This is a genomic window from Undibacterium sp. SXout20W, assembly GCF_049340285.1.
Classification (GTDB): domain Bacteria; phylum Pseudomonadota; class Gammaproteobacteria; order Burkholderiales; family Burkholderiaceae_D; genus Undibacterium.
In genome coordinates this window covers 67,539-86,866 of the sequence record NZ_JBMPPH010000006.1, presented here as the reverse complement: position 1 = coordinate 86,866, position 19,328 = coordinate 67,539, and the positions used below count along the sequence as shown (strand labels likewise).

General features: G+C 47.0%; 16 protein-coding genes. 12 read left to right on the top strand and 4 right to left on the bottom strand.

Annotated features, from left to right (window positions below; translation table 11 throughout):
* The 10 genes from mraY (at position 1) to ACO0K1_RS05470 (ending at position 11,641) form a co-directional block, all read left to right on the top strand.
* Positions 1-1,170: a phospho-N-acetylmuramoyl-pentapeptide-transferase gene (gene mraY / locus ACO0K1_RS05515; RefSeq protein WP_423023514.1), complete on the top strand. Its 1,170-nt coding sequence runs from the start codon at positions 1-3 to the stop codon at positions 1,168-1,170.
* Between the two features lie 61 nt (positions 1,171-1,231).
* Positions 1,232-2,734, top strand: a complete 1,503-nt coding sequence (murD, locus tag ACO0K1_RS05510; protein WP_423023512.1) for a UDP-N-acetylmuramoyl-L-alanine--D-glutamate ligase — start codon at positions 1,232-1,234, stop codon at positions 2,732-2,734.
* Positions 2,735-2,817: 83 nt separating this feature from the next.
* Positions 2,818-3,951, top strand: a complete 1,134-nt coding sequence (gene ftsW / locus ACO0K1_RS05505) for a putative lipid II flippase FtsW (RefSeq protein WP_423023604.1) — start codon at positions 2,818-2,820, stop codon at positions 3,949-3,951.
* Positions 3,948-5,024, top strand: a complete 1,077-nt coding sequence (gene murG, locus ACO0K1_RS05500) for an undecaprenyldiphospho-muramoylpentapeptide beta-N-acetylglucosaminyltransferase (protein WP_423023510.1) — start codon at positions 3,948-3,950, stop codon at positions 5,022-5,024. Before ftsW ends, murG begins: the two co-directional genes overlap by 4 nt.
* Positions 5,021-6,406, top strand: a complete 1,386-nt coding sequence (gene murC, locus ACO0K1_RS05495) for a UDP-N-acetylmuramate--L-alanine ligase (RefSeq protein ID WP_423023508.1) — start codon at positions 5,021-5,023, stop codon at positions 6,404-6,406. The genes murG and murC overlap by 4 nt, the downstream gene beginning before the upstream one ends.
* A gap of 17 nt (positions 6,407-6,423) precedes the next feature.
* Complete coding sequence (locus tag ACO0K1_RS05490) at positions 6,424-7,386, top strand: D-alanine--D-alanine ligase (protein ID WP_423023602.1); 963 nt, start codon at positions 6,424-6,426, stop codon at positions 7,384-7,386.
* 14 nt (positions 7,387-7,400) lie between these two features.
* Positions 7,401-8,180, top strand: a complete 780-nt coding sequence (locus ACO0K1_RS05485; RefSeq protein WP_423023506.1) for a cell division protein FtsQ/DivIB — start codon at positions 7,401-7,403, stop codon at positions 8,178-8,180.
* The gene (ftsA, locus tag ACO0K1_RS05480) at positions 8,177-9,409 is read left to right on the top strand and encodes a cell division protein FtsA (RefSeq protein ID WP_423023504.1); all 1,233 of its coding nucleotides are present in this window, start codon (positions 8,177-8,179) and stop codon (positions 9,407-9,409) included. The genes ACO0K1_RS05485 and ftsA overlap by 4 nt, the downstream gene beginning before the upstream one ends.
* 123 nt (positions 9,410-9,532) lie before the next feature.
* The gene (gene ftsZ / locus ACO0K1_RS05475) at positions 9,533-10,732 is read left to right on the top strand and encodes a cell division protein FtsZ (RefSeq protein WP_423023600.1); all 1,200 of its coding nucleotides are present in this window, start codon (positions 9,533-9,535) and stop codon (positions 10,730-10,732) included.
* A gap of 402 nt (positions 10,733-11,134) precedes the next feature.
* The gene (locus ACO0K1_RS05470; RefSeq protein ID WP_423023502.1) at positions 11,135-11,641 is read left to right on the top strand and encodes a peroxiredoxin; all 507 of its coding nucleotides are present in this window, start codon (positions 11,135-11,137) and stop codon (positions 11,639-11,641) included.
* 198 nt (positions 11,642-11,839) lie between these two features.
* Here the strand turns inward: ACO0K1_RS05470 and ACO0K1_RS05465 are convergent, their stop codons facing one another.
* On the bottom strand, positions 11,840-12,100 hold the full coding sequence (locus ACO0K1_RS05465) for a GNAT family N-acetyltransferase (protein ID WP_423023598.1): 261 nt from the start codon (positions 12,098-12,100) through the stop codon (positions 11,840-11,842).
* 239 nt (positions 12,101-12,339) lie between these two features.
* Between ACO0K1_RS05465 and lpxC the strand changes: the two genes are divergently transcribed.
* Positions 12,340-13,275, top strand: coding sequence for a UDP-3-O-acyl-N-acetylglucosamine deacetylase (gene lpxC, locus ACO0K1_RS05460; RefSeq protein ID WP_423023596.1), 936 nt, complete (start codon positions 12,340-12,342; stop codon positions 13,273-13,275).
* Positions 13,276-13,460: 185 nt separating this feature from the next.
* On the opposite strand, the gene dxs is transcribed toward lpxC, so the two are convergent.
* The 3 genes from dxs to ACO0K1_RS05445 are packed head-to-tail and all read right to left on the bottom strand — an operon-like array spanning position 13,461 to position 16,505.
* On the bottom strand, positions 13,461-15,338 hold the full coding sequence (gene dxs / locus ACO0K1_RS05455) for a 1-deoxy-D-xylulose-5-phosphate synthase (RefSeq protein ID WP_423023500.1): 1,878 nt from the start codon (positions 15,336-15,338) through the stop codon (positions 13,461-13,463).
* A gap of 13 nt (positions 15,339-15,351) precedes the next feature.
* Positions 15,352-16,239, bottom strand: a complete 888-nt coding sequence (locus ACO0K1_RS05450; RefSeq protein ID WP_423023498.1) for a polyprenyl synthetase family protein — start codon at positions 16,237-16,239, stop codon at positions 15,352-15,354.
* The gene (locus ACO0K1_RS05445; RefSeq protein WP_423023496.1) at positions 16,236-16,505 is read right to left on the bottom strand and encodes an exodeoxyribonuclease VII small subunit; all 270 of its coding nucleotides are present in this window, start codon (positions 16,503-16,505) and stop codon (positions 16,236-16,238) included. Before ACO0K1_RS05445 ends, ACO0K1_RS05450 begins: the two co-directional genes overlap by 4 nt.
* A 527-nt stretch (positions 16,506-17,032) precedes the next feature.
* Between ACO0K1_RS05445 and ACO0K1_RS05440 the strand changes: the two genes are divergently transcribed.
* On the top strand, positions 17,033-19,321 hold the full coding sequence (locus tag ACO0K1_RS05440; RefSeq protein WP_423023494.1) for a DUF1631 family protein: 2,289 nt from the start codon (positions 17,033-17,035) through the stop codon (positions 19,319-19,321).
* Positions 19,322-19,328 lie beyond the last annotated feature (7 nt).

Genomic DNA, 19,328 nt, shown 5'->3' with positions numbered 1-19,328 from the left:
ATGTTGCTCTGGTTAGCAGAATTTTTTAAACAGGATCTGGGGCTGCTGCGCGTCTTTGGTTTTATTACATTTCGTGCAGTTTTCGCCACTATGACAGCGTTGTCCATTGGTATTTTTGCCGGGCCAGCTGTGATCCGTATGCTGACTCGTTTAAAAGTTGGTCAAGCAGTGCGTTCGTATGGCATGGAAACACATTTAGTGAAAACCGGTACGCCGACCATGGGTGGCGTTTTGATCTTGATTTCGATTGCGATCTCTACCTTGCTGTGGGCTGATTTGAGTAATCGCTTTATTTGGGTTGTGATGATAGTGACTTTTGGTTACGGTGCCATAGGCTGGGTCGATGATTATCGCAAAGTCGTCAATAAAGATCCGGAAGGTATGCGTTCAAGGGAAAAATATATGTGGCAATCCATCATTGGATTGGTTGCTGCATTTTATCTGGCATTTTCAGTGTCGGCGCCAAGTAGCTCTAAGATTCTCGACCTTTTGTTTGCCTGGGTTCAGTCAGGCTTCAGTATGGATTTACCACCGAAAGCCGATCTTATCGTACCGTTTTTTAAAACGATCAGTTATCCGCTTGGCGTCTGGGGCTTTATTGCGCTAACTTATTGCGTGATTGTTGGTACTAGCAATGCGGTTAATTTTACCGATGGCTTAGATGGACTGGCAATCATGCCTATCATCATGGTTGGTTCGACATTAGGTATTTTTGCGTATCTTACTGGTAACGTTGTGTATTCAAAATATCTATTGATCCCGCACATTCCCGGTGCGGGCGAATTACTGATTTTTTGTGGGGCGATGGCTGGTGCCGGACTTGCATTTCTCTGGTTTAACGCGCACCCCGCACAGGTATTTATGGGTGATGTCGGCGCGTTGGCTTTGGGCGGTGCTTTGGGAACCATTGCGGTCATTATTCGCCAAGAGATTGTGCTGTTCATTATGGGTGGCATTTTTGTTGCCGAGACAGTGTCCATCATTTTGCAAGTCAGCTATTTTAAATATACCAAAAGGCGGTTTGGTGAAGGGCGGCGCTTATTCTTGATGGCGCCACTCCATCATCATTTTGAGAAAAAGGGCTGGAAGGAGACGCAAGTCGTCGTACGTTTTTGGATCATTACGATGCTGTTGGTGTTGGTTGGCTTGGCTTCCCTAAAACTGCGTTGATCTACGTCTTGGAAGTGAATCATATTTTTTTGTTGTAACTTGATTGTTTGAATTGTCGCCTATGAATTTTTCTGGAAAACACGTTTTAGTTTTAGGTCTGGGTGAATCCGGCCTCGCAATGGCGCACTGGTTGATGCGCTCTGGCGCGACTTTGCGTGTTGCCGACACGCGTGAAATTCCAGATCGTCTGCCTGCATTGCGGGCATTGAATGAGCACGTTGAGTTCGTTACTGGCGCTTTCACATCTGAATTATTAGCGGGCATTGACTTTGTTGCAGTGAGCCCAGGGCTATCGCCGTTGCTGGAGCTGAAAGATATATCCTCTGTTGCTGTTGAGAGAAATATCCCTGTATGGGGTGAAATGGAACTGTTCGCTCAGGCATTGTCGGTTTTAAAAGAAAGCAGTGGATATCATCCTAAAGTGATCGCGATCACAGGAACGAATGGTAAAACGACAGTAACTAGTTTGGTTGGACTTCTGTGTGAACGAGCTGGTTTGCGGACGCGTATCGCCGGCAATATCAGTCCTGCAGTATTGGACGTATTGCGTCATGATTTAGAAAATGACGTTCTGCCTGATGTCTGGGTATTGGAATTGTCGAGTTTTCAGCTACACAGTTGCTTTACTCTCCAAGCGGATGTGGCAACCGTGCTCAATATAACGCAAGACCATCTTGACTGGCATGGTAACGTTTCTGCCTATTGCTCTGATAAAGCCAGAATTTTTGGTGAAAATACTATTCAAGTGCTCAATCGCGATGATGCTTTGGTGATGGCAATGGCAAAATCGGCTGGCGCCGTGGTGACGTTTGGCCTCGACGAGCCAGAAGTAATTGGCGATCTTGGTTTATTAAATGAACATGGTATGGGATGGCTGGTCACCGCAACGCCTGCTGAAGACGTACCTGTTGTAACGGGCCGCCGCAAGAAAAAAGATGTGGAAGAAATTCCTGCACTTATTACTCGTTTGATGCCAACGGATGCCTTGCAAATTCGCGGTCAGCACAATGCGGCAAATGCTCTAGCTGCCCTGGCATTGTGTCGTGGGATTGGCCTCTCGTTCGCGCCTTTGTTACATGGCTTACGCGAATACAAAGGTGAACCGCATAGGGTGGAGTTAATTAGTACAATTGCAGAGGTTGATTATATCGATGACAGTAAAGGCACCAATGTTGGCGCCACTGTCGCAGCATTGAAAGGGCTTGGGCAACAAGCGAACTCACCCGAGAAGCGTATTTTGTTGATTGCCGGTGGCGAAGGTAAAGGTCAAGACTTCTCTCCTTTGGCAGACGCTGTGGAGCGTTACGCGAAAAAAGTATTTTTGATTGGTAAAGCGAAACAAGAAATTCGTCAGGTCTTGACGATGACCAATGTGGAATGCGAGGACTTTGCTGATTTGGATTTGGCAGTCCAGGCGGCGGCTGAATTTGCAAAGAGCGGCGATATCGTCTTATTGTCACCAGCGTGCGCGAGCCACGACATGTTCCGTAACTATGCACATCGAGCAGAAGTTTTTGTTGATGCGGTGCGCGAAGTTGCGTTGTCAAAAGGGGAGATTTGCTGATGAAGCAAATGCTGCTTCCATTTCAACGTCTGCTACCGTTTTCGGCCCCTGGTCCTGAAACGCAGTTAGTTCATCGTTCAAGAATGATGAACTACGATCAGGCTTTGGTTTGGGTGACCATGATACTGATGCTATTCGGTATGGTCATGGTGTATTCAGCATCGATCTCATTGCCTGATTCGCCCAAATACGCGAATTACACAAATAATCACTTTCTCGTACGCCAGGCACTGTTTATTTTTGTCTCGCTGATCGCCGGTGCTTTTGCATTCAGAATGCCAATCATTAGCTGGCAGAAAATTACGCCCTATTTATTTGTAATTACCTTGATTTTGCTGATCGCAGTATTAATTCCAGGCTTAGGTAAAGGCGTTAACGGCGCCAAGCGCTGGCTGTCATTTAAAGTTTTCAACATACAACCGTCGGAATTTATGAAGTTGTTTATGGTCTTGTACGCGGCGGATTACACCGTTCGTAAGCAAGAGTATATGCACAAACTGACAAAGGGTTTTGTACCTATGCTCACCGCGGTCGGTGTGGTGGGATTGTTGCTGTTGCTGGAGCCTGATATGGGTGCCTTCGGCGTCATTGTTTGTATCGCGATGGGGATTTTATTCTTAGGCGGCATCAATGGCGTTTGGTTTGGTGGGATCGCAGCAGTCTTGGTTGGCATGTTTTCTATGGTGATTATTTTTTCTCCTTGGCGTCGTGAACGCTTGCTGGCCTATATGAATCCGTGGCAAGAAGAGAATGCGCTCGGTAAAGCTTATCAATTGTCGCATTCCTTAATCGCCTTTGGACGTGGTGAAATATTTGGTGTCGGTCTTGGCGGTAGTGTGGAGAAATTACACTATTTACCAGAAGCTCATACCGATTTCCTGCTGGCTGTGATTGGTGAAGAATTGGGCTTCGTTGGCGTGATGGTCGTCGTGTTATTGTTTTACTGGATATTGAAAAGAGCATTCGAAATTGGTCGTCAGGCGATTGCTTTGGATCAGACCTTCGCTGGCTTGACAGCCAAGGGTGTAGGCATTTGGATTGGTGTGCAAGCCTTTATTAATATGGGTGTGAATCTTGGATTACTGCCGACCAAAGGATTGACCTTGCCTCTAATGAGTTATGGTGGATCAGGCGTCATGATTAATTGTATAGGGCTCGCTATTTTGCTCAGAGTTGATTTTGAAAATCGCGTACTGATGCGTGGAGGTCGCGCATGAGTGAACGCAAAAAACTGATGATTATGGCGGCAGGTACCGGCGGGCATATTTTCCCCGGCCTTGCGATCGCCGACATCATGCGTGAGCGGGGTTGGGATGTCAGTTGGCTTGGTACTAGCACTGGGATGGAGTGTCAGATTGTTCCCAAACATGGTGTTCCAATGGACAGTCTTGAGTTCACCGGCTTACGTGGCAAAGGTTGGAAGCATACGGTCAGCGGCGCATTTAAATTAGTCAAAAGTTTTTTCAGCTGTTTGAAAATTATCGGTGCCCGGCGTCCCGATGTCGTTTTAGGTATGGGCGGTTACGTGACTGTTCCGGGTGGATTAATGGCGGTGTTACGCGGCAAGCCGTTAGTGTTGATGAATGCGGATGCCGCATTATTGTTGTCCAATAAAGCTTTGAGACCATTTGCAAACAAATTGCTATTTGGATTGACCTCATCGGAACTACTTAACGACGCAAAAATTGAAGTGACAGGTAATCCAATTCGTCGAGATATTTGCGAGTTGCCTGTGCCAGAACTACGTTATGCAGAGCGTTCGGGAAACTTAAGAATTTTAGTCGTAGGCGGTAGCTTGGGCGCAAAGGTCCTAAATGACAGCTTGCCAGCGGCATTGGCGCTGATTCCGGCGGGCGAACGTCCGACTGTGACCCATCAATCAGGCAAACAAAATATTGAGTCGCTCCGAAAAAATTATGCTAATGCTGGTGTCGAGGCTGAAGTTCTGGATTTTATCGATGATATGCCGCGCCGCTATGCTGAAGCTGATCTGGTGATTTGCCGTGCTGGTGCGATTACGGTATCTGAACTTACTGCCGCTGGTGTCGCGAGTATTTTGGTGCCATTTATGGCATCGAGCACATCACATCAAAAAGAGAACGCGGCGTGGATGGAAAAACAAGGTGCCGCAATTTATTTGCCGCAAACCGAATTGAATGCAGAGAAGCTGGCGGCACAATTACAAACACTCAATCGACAGCAATGTCTGCAGATGGCGCTTCAGGCTTACGCTTCAGGTCAGCGTGATGCAAGCAAAAACATCGCAAAAATTTTGGAATCACTCGCATGAAACATAAAGTTAAACATATTCATTTTGTCGGTATTGGTGGCTCAGGGATGAGTGGCATCGCCGAGGTATTATTGAATCTCGGTTATACCATTTCCGGCTCGGATCTCAGTAGTAATGCGGCCTCACAGCGCTTGGCGGAACTTGGCGCCGATGTCAGGATTGGGCATGCAGCAGAACATATTCAAGGTGCGGATGCCGTCGTGACGTCGACGGCGGTGAAAGCCGATAATCCAGAAGTAGTTGCGGCAAGAGAAAAGCATATTCCTATCGTGCCACGAGCATTGATGCTGGCGGAATTAATGCGCCTTAAAAGTGGGATTGCTATTGCTGGGACACACGGTAAAACGACCACCACGAGCCTGGTCGCGAGTATTCTGGCACAAGGTGGTTTAGATCCTACATTTGTGATTGGTGGTCGGCTAAATAGTGCTGGCGCTAATGCAAAATTAGGCAGTGGTGATTTTATTGTGGCAGAAGCGGATGAATCTGACGCTTCATTTTTGAATTTGTTGCCAGTCATCGAAGTGATTACCAACATTGATGCCGACCATATGGAAACTTATGGCCATGATTTCGCAAAGTTAAAACAAGCTTTCATTGAATTTACACAACGTTTGCCGTTTTATGGCGTCGCTGTGTTGTGCCTGGATGATGTCAACGTGCGTGAGATTATGCCGTTTATCTCTAAACCAATTGTAACTTATGGCTTCCATGAAGAGGCTGAAGTCCGTGCCGTCAATGCAATAGCGGCCGGTGGGAAAATGCATTTTACAGTCGTGCAGGATGGCTACGCAGACATGCAAGTCAGTCTCAACCAGCCTGGTATGCATAATGTGCAAAATGCATGTGCGGCCATTGCGATTGCGCGCGAGGTGGGTGTCGAAGACGAAGCGACCCAAAAGGCTTTAAGTGAATTTAATGGCGTTGGTCGTCGCTTTACACGTTATGGCGAAATTGCCCTCGAAGCGGGTGGTAGTTTTGCACTGGTCGATGACTATGGGCATCATCCGGTAGAAATGGCAGCAACCTTGGCGGCAGCGCGCGGGGCTTACCCAGACCGTCGTTTGGTACTGGCGTTTCAACCACATCGGTACACCAGAACACGCGATTTATTTGAAGATTTCGTCAAAGTCATATCGACGGCAGATGCTGTAGTGCTGGCTGAAGTCTATGCCGCCGGAGAAGCGCCGATCCTTGCTGCTGATGGTCGCGCTCTGACGCGTGCTTTGCGTGTCAGTGGCAAAGTCGAGCCCGTATTTGTTGAAAATATTCAGGAAATGCCTGAGAGCTTGCTGCATGTTTTGAAAGATGGTGACGTGCTTATCATCATGGGTGCCGGATCTATCAGTGCTGTGCCAGCAAAACTGGCACAGGCAAAATAATATTTAACCATCAGATCATCATGAGTGAATTGAACATTAAATCCTTAGGTAAAGTCGGTGTCTTGTTTGGCGGTCGCTCTGCCGAACACGATGTTTCCATCATGTCCGGCACCGGCGTACTGGCGGCGCTGAAAGCTCGTGGCGTGGACGCGCATCCGTTTGATCCTGCTTTGCGTAGTGTCGCTGAACTGGCGGCTGAAAAATTTGATCGGGTTTTCATTGCACTACATGGCCGCTATGGCGAAGATGGCAGTTTGCAAGGCGTATTGGAACAGTTGAATATTCCGTACACCGGCAGTGGCGTGATGGCGTCGGCCATCGCCATGGATAAAATTTTCACCAAGCGTATTTGGCAAACGCATGGTTTGAGTACGCCTAAATACGTCGTTTTAACACCGGATGTCACGTTGCGCGAAGTGCCTGATGTATTGGGCTTGCCGTTGATTATTAAGCCGCCACATGAAGGTTCTACGATTGGCATCACTAAGGTGAACGGTTATTCTGAAATGCAGGAAGCCTATAGCCTGGCGGCACAATTTGACGAAGTCGTGCTGGCAGAAGAATTTGTCGAAGGTCGCGAATTGACGATTGCGATTTTAGGACGTGGGAAAGACGCTTATGCCTTGCCGATTATCGAAATTGTCGCGCCAGACGGCAACTATGATTACCAAAACAAATATTTCACGGATGTGACGCAATATTTGTGTCCTGCACCCTTGGATGATGTGCTGACAGCGGAGATTCAACAAATGGCGGTAGATGCTTACCGCTCGCTCGACTGCGAAGGCTGGGCGCGGGTTGATGTGTTATTGCGTAAATCCGATAATAAGCCATTTTTATTAGAGATTAATACATCCCCGGGAATGACAGGTCACTCCTTAGTGCCAATGGCAGCTAAAGCTAATGGCTTAAGTTATGAGGATATCTGTCTTGAAATATTAAAATCGGCACGTTTGAAAATTCATACTGAAGCAAAATAAAGAGATAAAAACGAATGTGGCATGACGTCAAAATGATGAATAATATCGCCAATGCTTTATTTGGCCTGGTATTGCTCGTCCTGATCGCGTCGGGTGTCTGGTGGGTCATACAAAGACCGATGTTCACTTTAACCACCATTCGTGTTGTTGGCGTGACGCCACAGGCATTGCGACATGTAAGTGCTGTGACGATAAAAAATTCTGCGTTGCCTAAAATCAGAGGGAATTTTTTCACGGCCAATCTTGATGCAGTCCGCGGCGCCTTTGAGAGCGTTCCCTGGGTACGTAAAGCGAGTGTGCAAAGGGAGTGGCCGAATAAATTAACGGTCACTTTGGATGAGCACGTTGCGCTGGGAACCTGGGGTGGAGACGGTCGCTTAATCTCCGTCGCAGGTGATGTATTTACCGCCAATTTGGCTGAAGCAGAAGATGATACCGATCTGATCGCCTTAAGCGGTCCGGACGGTAGTGAAAAAGAAGTATTGAGTCAGTATCTGGCATTTAAAGATTGGTTCGCCAAAATTAATTTGTCTCCGGATTCGGTCATTTACTCAAATCGGTATGCCTGGAGTGTTAATTTAAATAACGGCATGCGCATAGAATTGGGCCGGATTCAGGATGGTACGACGCTCAAATCCAGGGTGGATAAATTGATGATGGTTTATCCGAGACTGGTCGCTAGCGCACAAGAGGGTATTGAAAGTGTAGACATGCGTTATCCGAATGGATTGGCACTTAAATATGCCCATCCTGCCGGATCGAAAAAGCAAACTAAGGCAATTGGAAAGACATGACAAAAGACGCAAAAAATCTCATCGTTGGTCTCGATATCGGTACCTCAAAAATTGTGGCGGTAGTCGCTGAAGTGATGCCTGATGGGCGGCATGAAGTGATTGGCTTGGGTCAGCATGAATCTAAAGGTTTAAAAAAGGGCGTGGTCGTCAACATCGAAGCGACGGTGGAATCGATCCAACGGGCACTCGAAGAAGCCGAATTGATGGCCGATTGTAAAATCAGTCGTGTTTATACCGGGATTGCAGGTAGTCATATTCGCAGCTTTAATTCCAGCGGTATGGTGGCGATTAAGGACAAAGAAGTCACTGCGGCGGATGTGTCGCGGGTGATTGAGACTGCAAAAGCGGTGAATATTCCGACCGACCAACAGCTGCTGCATACCTTGCCGCAAGAATTTATTGTAGATAACCAGGACGACGTCCGCGAACCGATCGGTATGAGCGGTATCCGGCTTGAAGTGAAAGTGCATATCGTCACTGGTGCGGTGTCGGCAGTCCAAAATATCGTCAAATGCGTACGTCGTTGTGGTCTTGAAGTATCTGACCTGATTTTGCAGCCAATGGCATCGGCGGAAGCGGTGCTGACCAAAGATGAAAAAGAATTGGGTGTGGTGTTGATTGATATCGGTGGCGGCACGACTGACGTTGCGGTCTTCAGTGAAGGGGCGATTCGCCATACGGCAGTGATACCGATTGCTGGTGACCAGATTACCAATGACATTGCGATGGCGTTGAGAACCCCGACCTCGGAAGCAGAAGAAATCAAGGTGCGTTTCGGTGTCGCCAAACAGGTACTCGCTGATCCGGGTGACTCGTTAGAGGTGCCAGGTCTAGGTGATCGTGGACCGCGATCGCTATCGCGTCAGGCTTTGGCGGCAGTGATCGAACCACGCGTAGAGGAATTATTTGCGTTGGTACACCAAGTCGTTCGTGAATCAGGTTACGAGGACGTGCTGTCATCCGGTATCGTGCTCACAGGCGGTTCGTCGGCGATGCCGGGAATGGTGGAGATGGCAGAAGACATCTTTTTGAAGCCAACCAGGTTAGGCATGCCTGCGTATAACGGGCAGCTTGCAGACGTTGTTCGTAGTCCGCGTTATGCGACAGTTTTAGGGTTGTTGTTGGAAGCAAAGAAGCAGTACTTGCGTGGAAATTTGGTCACAAGGCAGGAAGGATCTGCAAAAGCGGCCTGGCAACGCATGAAAGAGTGGTTTTTGGGTAATTTTTAGTCAGCTTTTTGTATCACAAATGGTATAGTCATTTTATAATGGTCTGATATACAGTTGTTAGTCGCTAGTCGTCACATCGTGTGATGATTAGCGACTGATAACTGCCTACCTGGAGGAGTCATGATGGAGTTCGATATGGTTGATAACGCCACACAAGGCACCGTAATTAAGGTTGTCGGCGTAGGTGGTGCAGGCGGCAATGCGGTTCAGCATATGATCAACAAAGGTGTTTCCGGCGTTGAGTTCATTGCTGCAAATACGGATGCACAAGCATTGTTGCAATCTAAAGCGCATAACGTTATTCAAATCGGTGAGACCGGTTTGGGTGCCGGGATGAAACCGGAAGTCGGTCGCAAGCTGGCTGAAGATTCCCGTGCACGCATCGAAGACGCATTGCGTGGCGCGCACATGGTGTTTATTGCCGCCGGTATGGGTGGTGGTACTGGCACAGGTGCTGCACCAGTCGTTGCTCAGATCGCGAAAGAACTGGGCGCATTGACGGTTGCTGTGGTTTCTAAGCCTTTCTCTTACGAAGGCAAGAAATGCATGGATATCGCCGACGAAGGGCTGGATGCGTTGTCACAACATGTCGATTCTCTGATTATCATTCTCAATGAAAAATTGGAAGAGATCTACGAAGACGATAGCATGATCGAATGGTTGCAGCATGCAGATGACGTGCTCAACAATGCGGTTGCTGGTATTGCTGAAATCATCAATGTTCCTGGCCATATTAACGTTGACTTTAACGACGTTAAAACCATTATGGGTGAACAAGGTAAGGCGATGATGGGTACGGCGACAGCTTCTGGTGTTGATCGTGCGCGTTTGGCGGCAGAACAAGCAGTTGCATCTCCACTCCTCGACGGTATCGACCTTTCCGGCGCACGTGGTGTATTGGTGAACGTGACGGCTAGCCGTAGTCTCAAAGGTAAAGAAATCAAAGAAGTCATGGCTGCAGTTCGTGCTTTTGCTGCGCAAGACGCGTCGATTGCACAAGGTATCGCGTATGACGACACCATGGGTGATGATATCCGTGTGACGGTGGTTGCAACAGGCTTGGGTCGCGGTAAGAAAAATATTCAGCTGGTTCAAACACCAATGCTGCGTACTGGTACAAATAACGAACCAATGATGGCTGCTGCTGGCGTTGCAAGTACAACAGTATCAAATGGTATGGCTAGCACCGCGCCAGCATTCGACGGCTTGAGCAAACCAGCTGTATGGCGTCGTGAATCAGCGTCCGATACAGTGCGTGCGTTAGAGAAAAATGGCATGGAAACTTACGATATTCCAGCTTTCTTGCGTAAGCAAGCGGACTAATTCTTAGCGTTGAAGCTTCTGGCCATCACAGGAGCTTCTTCCCCATTAATTAGTTGACCGTATAAATAAAAAACCGCATCAAGATGCGGTTTTTTTACGTCATTCATCGAAGGTTTGGAGGCTTGAGCTTTTGGGATGATGAAAACTGGCTAGCGTTTTTATTTGTAAGATATTGGATCATATTGATTGCCTTTTGGAAAGCTATTTTAGAAAGCTATTAATGCAACATTGCCCAAGTGCGCCTGTTAGGGAAGGAAATTTGTCAGGGTTTCTGCAAGTTTTATTTTAGTAGGGCATACTTCCGGCGTGCGCGGATATTTGTCATTTGACCTATTGACCGCGCCGATCAGTGCCAGCACTTTGTGCAGGCAGACTATTTTGAATTAAATGAAAGGAATGACGATGAGCATACAAATCGGCGAGCATTTACCAGCAGGCAGCCTGGCAGAATTTATTGAAGTAGAAGGTGAGGGCTGTAGTATAGGACCAAACACTTTTCAGGTTGCAGACTTAGTCAAAGGTAAAACCATTGCGATCTTCGGCTTGCCGGGCGCATACACGCCGACATGTTCCGCGAAACACGTTCCTGGCTATATCGCCCATGCAGCAGAATTAAAAGCAAAAGGCGTTGACGAAATTTGGTGTATTTCAGTGAATGATGCGTTTGTAATGGGTGCATGGGGTCGCGACCAAAAAGCGACAGGCATCGTCCGTATGATGGCTGATGGCAATGCTGATTTTAGCAAAGCCTTGGGTTTGTCCGCTGATTTCAGTAAATTTGGCATGGGCACACGTTCCCAACGTTATTCTTTGTTAGCTGTTGACGGCATCGTTAAACAATTGAACATCGAAGAAGGCGGCAAATTTGAAGTGTCCAATGCAGAAACTTTGTTAGCGCAACTCGCTTAAGGTTTGTTCATCAGAAACAGTGCTTGCTGTGGCGAGCACTGTTTTTTTTTACGCCCATTTTTTGTTTTTAGATCGATCTTATTTTGATCTTATTTTGATCCTATTTTGATCTTATTTCGATATTATTTTAATATTATTACGTCACTATTTGTTTGCTATGTTTTTTTGCATGATATGCGACTGCGGCACGAAACCTGGTTATTCGTAAAAATCTAACGCATTCTTATTGAAATCAAATACCTCTAACCTGACATCATTTTTTCCCTGCTCAGCGCCCCACGCGATCTCAGCTTCCATCAATGTCTTTCCTATCCCTGAACGTGGATAGTTTTGATCAACAACAATGGTGCCTACACGACATATTGTCGTCGCGAACATAAATGGGTTATTCAAGACGTCGGTAACACTTGCTGTGATATAGCCAATCATGAGGTCATTCATACAGGCAACTAAATGGATATAGTCGTTTTAGTTGAATTTGGCTTGCCAGAATAAATGCCCAAATGGGGATCTATTTCAGCCAAAAACATGCAGCGCGGCGAAGTGGTGTTGTTGATTAAGTTGTTGGCTTAGCCGGCCGAATTGATCAAGATCGGCGATCTGAGCGGGTCAATTTTCAATGGGAAAAAGCGCCATGTGATTATGGCCATTTTGCAGTGTGTTACATCGGCTGGTGCATGAATTGCTATAATAAGCGGATGTTAAAGCAAACAACAATTAAACAACTGGTCAAAACCGTCGGTGTCGGCTTACATTCTGGTACCAAGGTCGAACTGGTATTACGGCCTGCGCCGGTCGATACGGGCATCGTCTTCACGCGGACCGATCTTGAACCTCCTCTGGTGTTTCCTGCAGACGCAATGAGCGTGGGTGATACCCGCATGGCCTCTACTTTGTCAAACAATGGCCAACGTGTTTCCACCGTTGAGCATCTGCTGTCTGCGTGTGCTGGCCTGGGGATTGATAATTTATATATTGACGTCAGTGCCGAAGAGATTCCTATCATGGATGGTTCGGCATCTTCTTTCGTTTATCTTTTGCAACAAGCTGGCTTGCAAGAGCAGTCGGCAGCCAAGAAATTCATCCGTGTGTTGAAACCGGTAGAAATTCGTGAAGGCACTGGAAAAACAGAAAAGTGGGCAAGGCTGGAGCCTTACGATGGCTTTAAACTCCATTTTTTCATTGAATTCAATCATCCAGCGGTCGACGGTACAGTGCAAACGGCAGAAGTAGATTTTGAGAAAGTTTCCTTTGTTAAAGATGTTGCCAGGGCACGCACTTTTGGGTTTATGCAAGACGTAGAGATGTTGCGTGGCATTGGTCTGGCGCGTGGCGGTTCGATGGAAAATGCGATCGTAATGGATGAATACCGGATTCTGAATGCAGACGGTTTACGGTTTGATGATGAGTTTGTCCGCCATAAAATACTGGACGCGATTGGTGATCTCTATCTGATCGGACACCCATTTTTAGCCAGCTATACCGCCCACAAATCGGGACATGGCTTAAATAATCAATTATTGCGCGTTCTACTGGCGCAACCGGATGCCTATGAAATTGTTACATTCGACGATATTCAAGGCGCTCCCGTGAGTTATTCGGAGCAAAGTCAACGCGAATGGAGCGCGCTCTGATTTTTGTAAAAAAGGGGGGGTATCTCGCCAAATAGACGTATTGTCATTGATATGGTGGAGATATTTAAATATACTATGGGTAGTATATTTCACCTCAAGCACTGGATAGAGATGTCCATAGAATGAAAAAAATGGCTACCTGGGTAGCCATTTTTGTTACAGCGATATTGACGATGACTGATTGATCAGGCATTTGCAGCCAGTTTTGGCGCCGATGTGAATAAGTGAGCAAAACGTTCACGTATAGAAGCTTCGATTCCCTTGGCATCCAGACCACATTGGCTTAGCAGCAGATGAACGTCACCGTGATCGATAAACTTATCAGGTAAGCCTAAAATTAAAGTCGGTATTTGAATGCCGGCTTCAGACAAGGCCTCAGCAACGGCAGAGCCAGCACCGCCCATCGTACAGCCTTCTTCCACGGTGACCAGAACATCGTGCGATGCTGCAAGTGATTTCACTAATTCAGCATCTAAAGGTTTGACGAAGCGCATGTTGGCAACGGTTGCATTCAGTGTCTCTGCCGCTGCAATGGCTGGGTGAACCATAGACCCAAACGCCAAAATTGCTACTTTTTGCCCTTGACGCTTGATTTCTCCTTTTCCGAAAGGCAACACTGTCAGTGCCGTGTCGACGCTAGCGCCAATGCCAGCGCCTCGTGGATAGCGAATGGCTGCCGGACCAGGATAGTGATAGCCAGTACTCAGCATTTGACGGCATTCGTTTTCATCGGAGGCAGCCATGACCACCATATTCGGGATGCAGCGCAAAAAGGCCATGTCATAATTGCCAGCATGTGTTGCGCCGTCGGCACCGACCAGACCAGCGCGATCGAGGGCAAACGTTACGTCGAGGTTTTGCAAGGCAACATCATGAATCAATTGGTCATAGGCACGCTGCAAAAATGTGGAATAAATAGCAACGACAGGTTTTAAACCTTCGCATGCCATCCCTGCTGCAAACGTGACAGCGTGTTGCTCTGCAATGCCAACGTCAAAATAGCGTTTCGGGAATTGTTTTTCAAATTCCACCATTCCCGAGCCTTCACGCATGGCAGGCGTGATGCCGATTAATTTCTCATCAGTTGCCGCCATATCGCACAGCCATTGACCGAACACCTGCGTATAGGTCAGTTTGGATGAGGTGCTTGGCTTGATGCCTTCGGCAGGATTGAATTTACCAGGGCCGTGATACAGCACGGGATCCGCTTCCGCCAATTTATAGCCCTGACCTTTTTTTGTTACCACGTGTAAAAATTGCGGCCCCTTCAAATTGCGAATATTTTGTAGGGTAGGGATGAGTGATTCCAGATCGTGACCGTCAATCGGGCCAATATAATTGAAACCAAATTCTTCAAACATAGTGGCTGGAACCAACATGCCTTTTGCGTGTTCTTCAAAGCGCTTTGCTAATTCCAGCATCGGTGAAGGTAAAACTGATTTACCGACATTACGTGCTGCGGCATAAAATTTACCGGACATTAAACGTGCCAGGTAACGATTTAACGCGCCAACCGGCGGTGAGATCGACATATCGTTGTCGTTCAAGATGACCAGCATATTGATATCATCATAAACACCGGCATTGTTAAGCGCCTCAAAGGCCATCCCAGCTGTCATTGAGCCGTCGCCAATCACCGCGACTGAATGACGATCTTCGCCCTTGGTGCGAGCTGCCAAAGCCATGCCTAACGCCGCAGAAATCGACGTTGATGAATGGGCGGTGCCAAACGTATCGTACTCACTTTCTGCACGACGCGGAAAACCTGAAATACCATCAAACTGACGCAACGTATGCATCATGTCGCGCCGGCCAGTGACAATTTTATGTGGATATGTCTGATGCCCAACATCCCATACGACCCGGTCTTCAGGGGTGTTGTAGACGTAGTGCAGGGCGATCGTCAGCTCGACAGTGCCTAAGTTCGATGATAAATGACCGCCAGTTTTGGAGACTGACTCGAGCACATACTGGCGCAGTTCAGACGCGTACGAATGCAATTGCTGACGTGTCAGATGACGCAGGTCTGCCGGAGAATTGATTTGTTGAAGTAGATTCGTCATAGGAGTCTGCTAGTTATGCTTGTCTTTGCACGATCAGATCTGCGAGATCATGCAAATATTGTGCTTGTGGTCCAAATGGCAGTAAAGCCCCGTGGGCGTCTTTACAAAGTTGTATTGCTAATTCTTTCGACGCGTCCAATCCCAGCAGACTGACGTAAGTCGGTTTGTTGTCAGCGGCATCCTTGCCAGCTGTTTTACCTAGTGTTGCCGAATCTGCAGTGGCATCGAGAATGTCATCGACCACCTGAAATGCAAGACCGATCGCGGCTGAATACACATCAAGTGCTTCAATTTCGCTGGTGCTGAGGGTCTTTCCACTCATCGCACCGAGTAATACGGCCGCACGTAATAATGCCCCGGTTTTCAAACGATGCATCTGCTCTAACTCTGCGCGGTTGAGTGCCAGACCAACGCTGGCAAGGTCGATCGCCTGACCGCCACACATCCCCAGGGAACCGGATGCTTGAGCGAGTACTCGTACCATCGCCAACTTGGTCGAGGCATCACCAGCGCCTTCTGACAAGACAATGAATGCTTGCGCTTGTAAGGCATCGCCAACCAATAGCGCACTTGCTTCATCATACTTAACATGCACGGTTGGTTTTCCACGGCGCAACGCATCATCGTCCATGCAAGGCATGTCATCGTGTACTAAAGAGTAAGCATGAATCATTTCGACAGCTGCTGCTGCGCGACGTAGTAATTCTTCTGGCGCGTTAAAAAGACGACCAGCAGCGAAGACCAATAAAGGGCGTACACGTTTTCCGCCGTCTAAGGCGGCGTAACGCATGGCTTCGTGAAGACGTTGTGGAACGGTGCTGGATGTGGGGATAAATTCTGAAAGTGCTTGTTCGCACAAATCCTGCGTCGCTTTCATCCAGGTGCGAAAATCCATGCTCATGCAAGATCCTCATCATTATCAACATTGAAGGGTTTGAGCATTCCTGCCTCTAGTACTTTAACCTGCTGTTCAACTTTATTAAGTTGATTCGCGCAATATTTTATTAATTCTGAACCACGCTGGTAAGCGATCACGGATTTTTCTAGTGGCAAATCACCAGCTTCCATTTGTGCTACGAGCACACTCAGTTCCTCCATTGCCGACTCAAAAGAGCTTGGGGCAGCGGCGTCGTCTGGCAAAGTGGCACTGGAATTTTTTTTAGGCATAAAATGTTTAGTTACAAATAGTGCGTATTTATTGTGCACAATTACACGAAAAAGTTTAACCCTCTATTTTAGAGCAATCCACTCAACTTGGCGTTAAATTGTCATTGTTGTACAAATAATAATTTCAAAACAACATAAATATTCTTCTTGAAGCAAGTTTTGCTAGGTGGTTGACATGAAAATGATGATCATCCACAAAGTAAATATTGAAAAAAGTCACAAAATTGTGATTCGAACATTTCCATGTGGAAATTAAAAGTATATAGTTTCAGCACAGTAATACCTATTTCAGGACGTGTAACATCGTCAGTTTAATAGCTTATTAATTTTTTGATAATTGCTTGTTATTCCTCCTGTCTAAGACTAATAGCGGTTTTTTTATAGCTGTTTTTTACTTACTTTGGCAGCACATCATCAACCGTGTTACCACTTATTGAAAAGTATGGGACCTGGCAATTATCGAGAACGCCACTTTTTGATGTGATTGTTATTTTTAATCAGGCCGGATTTTCCGCATCGTTTCTACTATGAGTCATTCTAACCATCCGCCTTCCGAACTGGCCGCTAAGCCCAAGCTGCGTCCAGAGCTGGTGCGTGGCTTAATGCCTCTGGTGAGTCATCTGACGATTGCTCAGGTCGACGCCTTTTCGGCACGTCTGGCTAATGCGTTGCTGGCATTTTCTGAACAAACCATCGACTCACGTGCCGCCAACCTTAGCTTTAATGCCGGACAGTTGTTGAAGAAAAACGTTTATGCGTTTTATCACATAGCCACAGTTGAATTTGAAAAAACCTTCCGGCAAGAAGTGGAATCTCTACTGCATGAAGGTGCTCTGAAAAATGTCGATGATGAAAGTGACGGTACTTTCAGTCTGGTCAGCTACGAAGAAATGGATCAAAAGCTGGCACTCAGCCGCGTTAGTCGTGCGATAGAACTTGATTGTGCCGAGGAATACGCCGCATTGAATATGCGGTTATCCCACGTGCTGCATCGAGATACCTTAAGCATTGCCGAAAATCCGTTTCGCCCTGAAGTGTTCTTGCGAGCATTGTATGTCGCTTGGTGCGCTTTCGATCCCGAGACGGCTAGCCGGGAACTGATTTTACCCTTGCTACGGACTGATATTCTGTTCGACTTTGAACCCATTTTAGTGGCACTCAATCAATGGTTAGTCGGCAAAGAAGTACTGCCTGATCTCCAGGAATCTTATCGGATTCAACGCAATCATGCCAAAACACGGTTGACCGACAAAGAAAATGAAAATCCATCTCGCGTTGGCACAGATAAAAAAGTGGGTAAGGTAGCTACCGCAGCTACCGCAGCAAACGCAGCGCAACAAAGATTAAAAGCCTTTCTCGCAAGTGGTCGTGACAGTTTAATTGCGTCAGGAAAAGGGCTCACGTCACATCAAGTGGATGCCGAAAGCCAATCTCACGAAGCACATGAAGCACAGGCTAGCGCAGCAGACGCGACGGCAGATGCATTTAATGCTGCATTAATGAAGCAATTAGAAGACTTTCAAAAGAATTTTAAGCTCAAACAGTTAGTGGCTGAAGCACAAGATATCGTGAAGTTGTCGCAAATACGTGAACAATTGAGCGGCAACATTGGCACCGGCGTTGAAAAACATACCTTGGATTTGCTCGCGCAAGTTTTTGATCATGTATTTCGCAATCCGGATATTCCTGCGACCGTGAAAGAATTGATTTCACTGCTGCAAATTCCGGTCTTAAAAGCTGCATTAATCGACAAAGATTTTTTCTTCCAAGAGCAGCATCCTGCCCGACGGCTTATCGATTTACTGTCTCGCTATAGCCCGGCACTGGACAAAAATAAAGGATCTGAAGATCCGCTTTATCAGACAATGCAAAAAAATGTTCAACGCGTATCGCAAGAATTTGATCGCGAAACGTCGTTGTTTGACGAGGTCGTCAACGATCTCGAAAGTTTCATTGATAAACAGGAGCAAGCCAGCGCTCAAACCTTGCAAGTGCCGATACAAAAAGCGATCAGAAAAGAAAAAATCAAGCAAGCTACTATTACTGCAACTCATGATGTGGCGATCCGGGTTGGTAGCGGTGAAGTTGTCGCATTTATCGAAACTTTTTTGGAAGACCGCTGGACTAAAGTACTGACGTTGGCCTATACCGTGCAAGATCAAAAACCTCATGCGGTGACCGACGCCATTCAAACAATGGATGATTTGATCTGGAGCGTCAAACCAAAAATCACATTGCAAGAACGGCAGGAATTGTTGAATCGTTTACCGACTATCCTGGCACGATTGAATAAATGGCTGAGTCTGATTAAATGGGAAGCCGTTGACCGCGTGCAATTTTTCGCGGATCTGGCGGAGTGTCACGCCTCCATTGTTCGTGCGCCGCTTGAGTTATCGCCTGAACGCCAACTTGAACTAGCGGTTGAAGCTGCCCAGAAGGCAACAGAGCGACGATTGGAAAAACGCGCCGCTGCTGAGCAAGCCGCGTTAGCAGAATGCTCAACCCCAGCGATCGCCGAAGAGCACATAACGACCGTAATGCAACTAGAGCGCGGTATATGGCTCGATTTCTCAAAAGATAATGGCGAATCATTAAAAGTCAGGCTGGCATGGGTTAGTCCTATGCGTAGCTTGTATATTTTTACATCCAGCCAAAAAGAAAAAAGCTTTTCTATCGCTGCGAACGAGTTAGAAAAAGCGTTTAGCGAACAGCGTGTCAAAGTATTGGTATTGGATAAAGTAATTGATCGCGCCTTGCATGATGCGCTTGATCATTTATCGGATGCTGGTAGTGGACTTGCAGAAGCGGTTTTGTAGGACGGGC

Bases quoted from the DNA above. Each gene is read 5' to 3' on its own strand.
- ftsZ (WP_423023600.1), top strand. From the start codon at position 9,533: ATGGAGTTCGATATGGTTGATAACGCCACACAAGGCACCGTAATTAAG.
- ftsA (WP_423023504.1), top strand. From the start codon at position 8,177: ATGACAAAAGACGCAAAAAATCTCATCGTTGGTCTCGATATCGGTACC.
- ACO0K1_RS05440 (WP_423023494.1), top strand. From the start codon at position 17,033: ATGAGTCATTCTAACCATCCGCCTTCCGAACTGGCCGCTAAGCCCAAG.
- ACO0K1_RS05450 (WP_423023498.1), bottom strand. From the start codon at position 16,239: ATGAGCATGGATTTTCGCACCTGGATGAAAGCGACGCAGGATTTGTGC.
- ACO0K1_RS05470 (WP_423023502.1), top strand. From the start codon at position 11,135: ATGAGCATACAAATCGGCGAGCATTTACCAGCAGGCAGCCTGGCAGAA.
- dxs (WP_423023500.1), bottom strand. From the start codon at position 15,338: ATGACGAATCTACTTCAACAAATCAATTCTCCGGCAGACCTGCGTCAT.
- ACO0K1_RS05445 (WP_423023496.1), bottom strand. From the start codon at position 16,505: ATGCCTAAAAAAAATTCCAGTGCCACTTTGCCAGACGACGCCGCTGCC.
- mraY (WP_423023514.1), top strand. From the start codon at position 1: ATGTTGCTCTGGTTAGCAGAATTTTTTAAACAGGATCTGGGGCTGCTG.
- ftsW (WP_423023604.1), top strand. From the start codon at position 2,818: ATGATGAACTACGATCAGGCTTTGGTTTGGGTGACCATGATACTGATG.
- lpxC (WP_423023596.1), top strand. From the start codon at position 12,340: ATGTTAAAGCAAACAACAATTAAACAACTGGTCAAAACCGTCGGTGTC.
- murC (WP_423023508.1), top strand. From the start codon at position 5,021: ATGAAACATAAAGTTAAACATATTCATTTTGTCGGTATTGGTGGCTCA.
- murG (WP_423023510.1), top strand. From the start codon at position 3,948: ATGAGTGAACGCAAAAAACTGATGATTATGGCGGCAGGTACCGGCGGG.
- ACO0K1_RS05485 (WP_423023506.1), top strand. From the start codon at position 7,401: ATGTGGCATGACGTCAAAATGATGAATAATATCGCCAATGCTTTATTT.
- murD (WP_423023512.1), top strand. From the start codon at position 1,232: ATGAATTTTTCTGGAAAACACGTTTTAGTTTTAGGTCTGGGTGAATCC.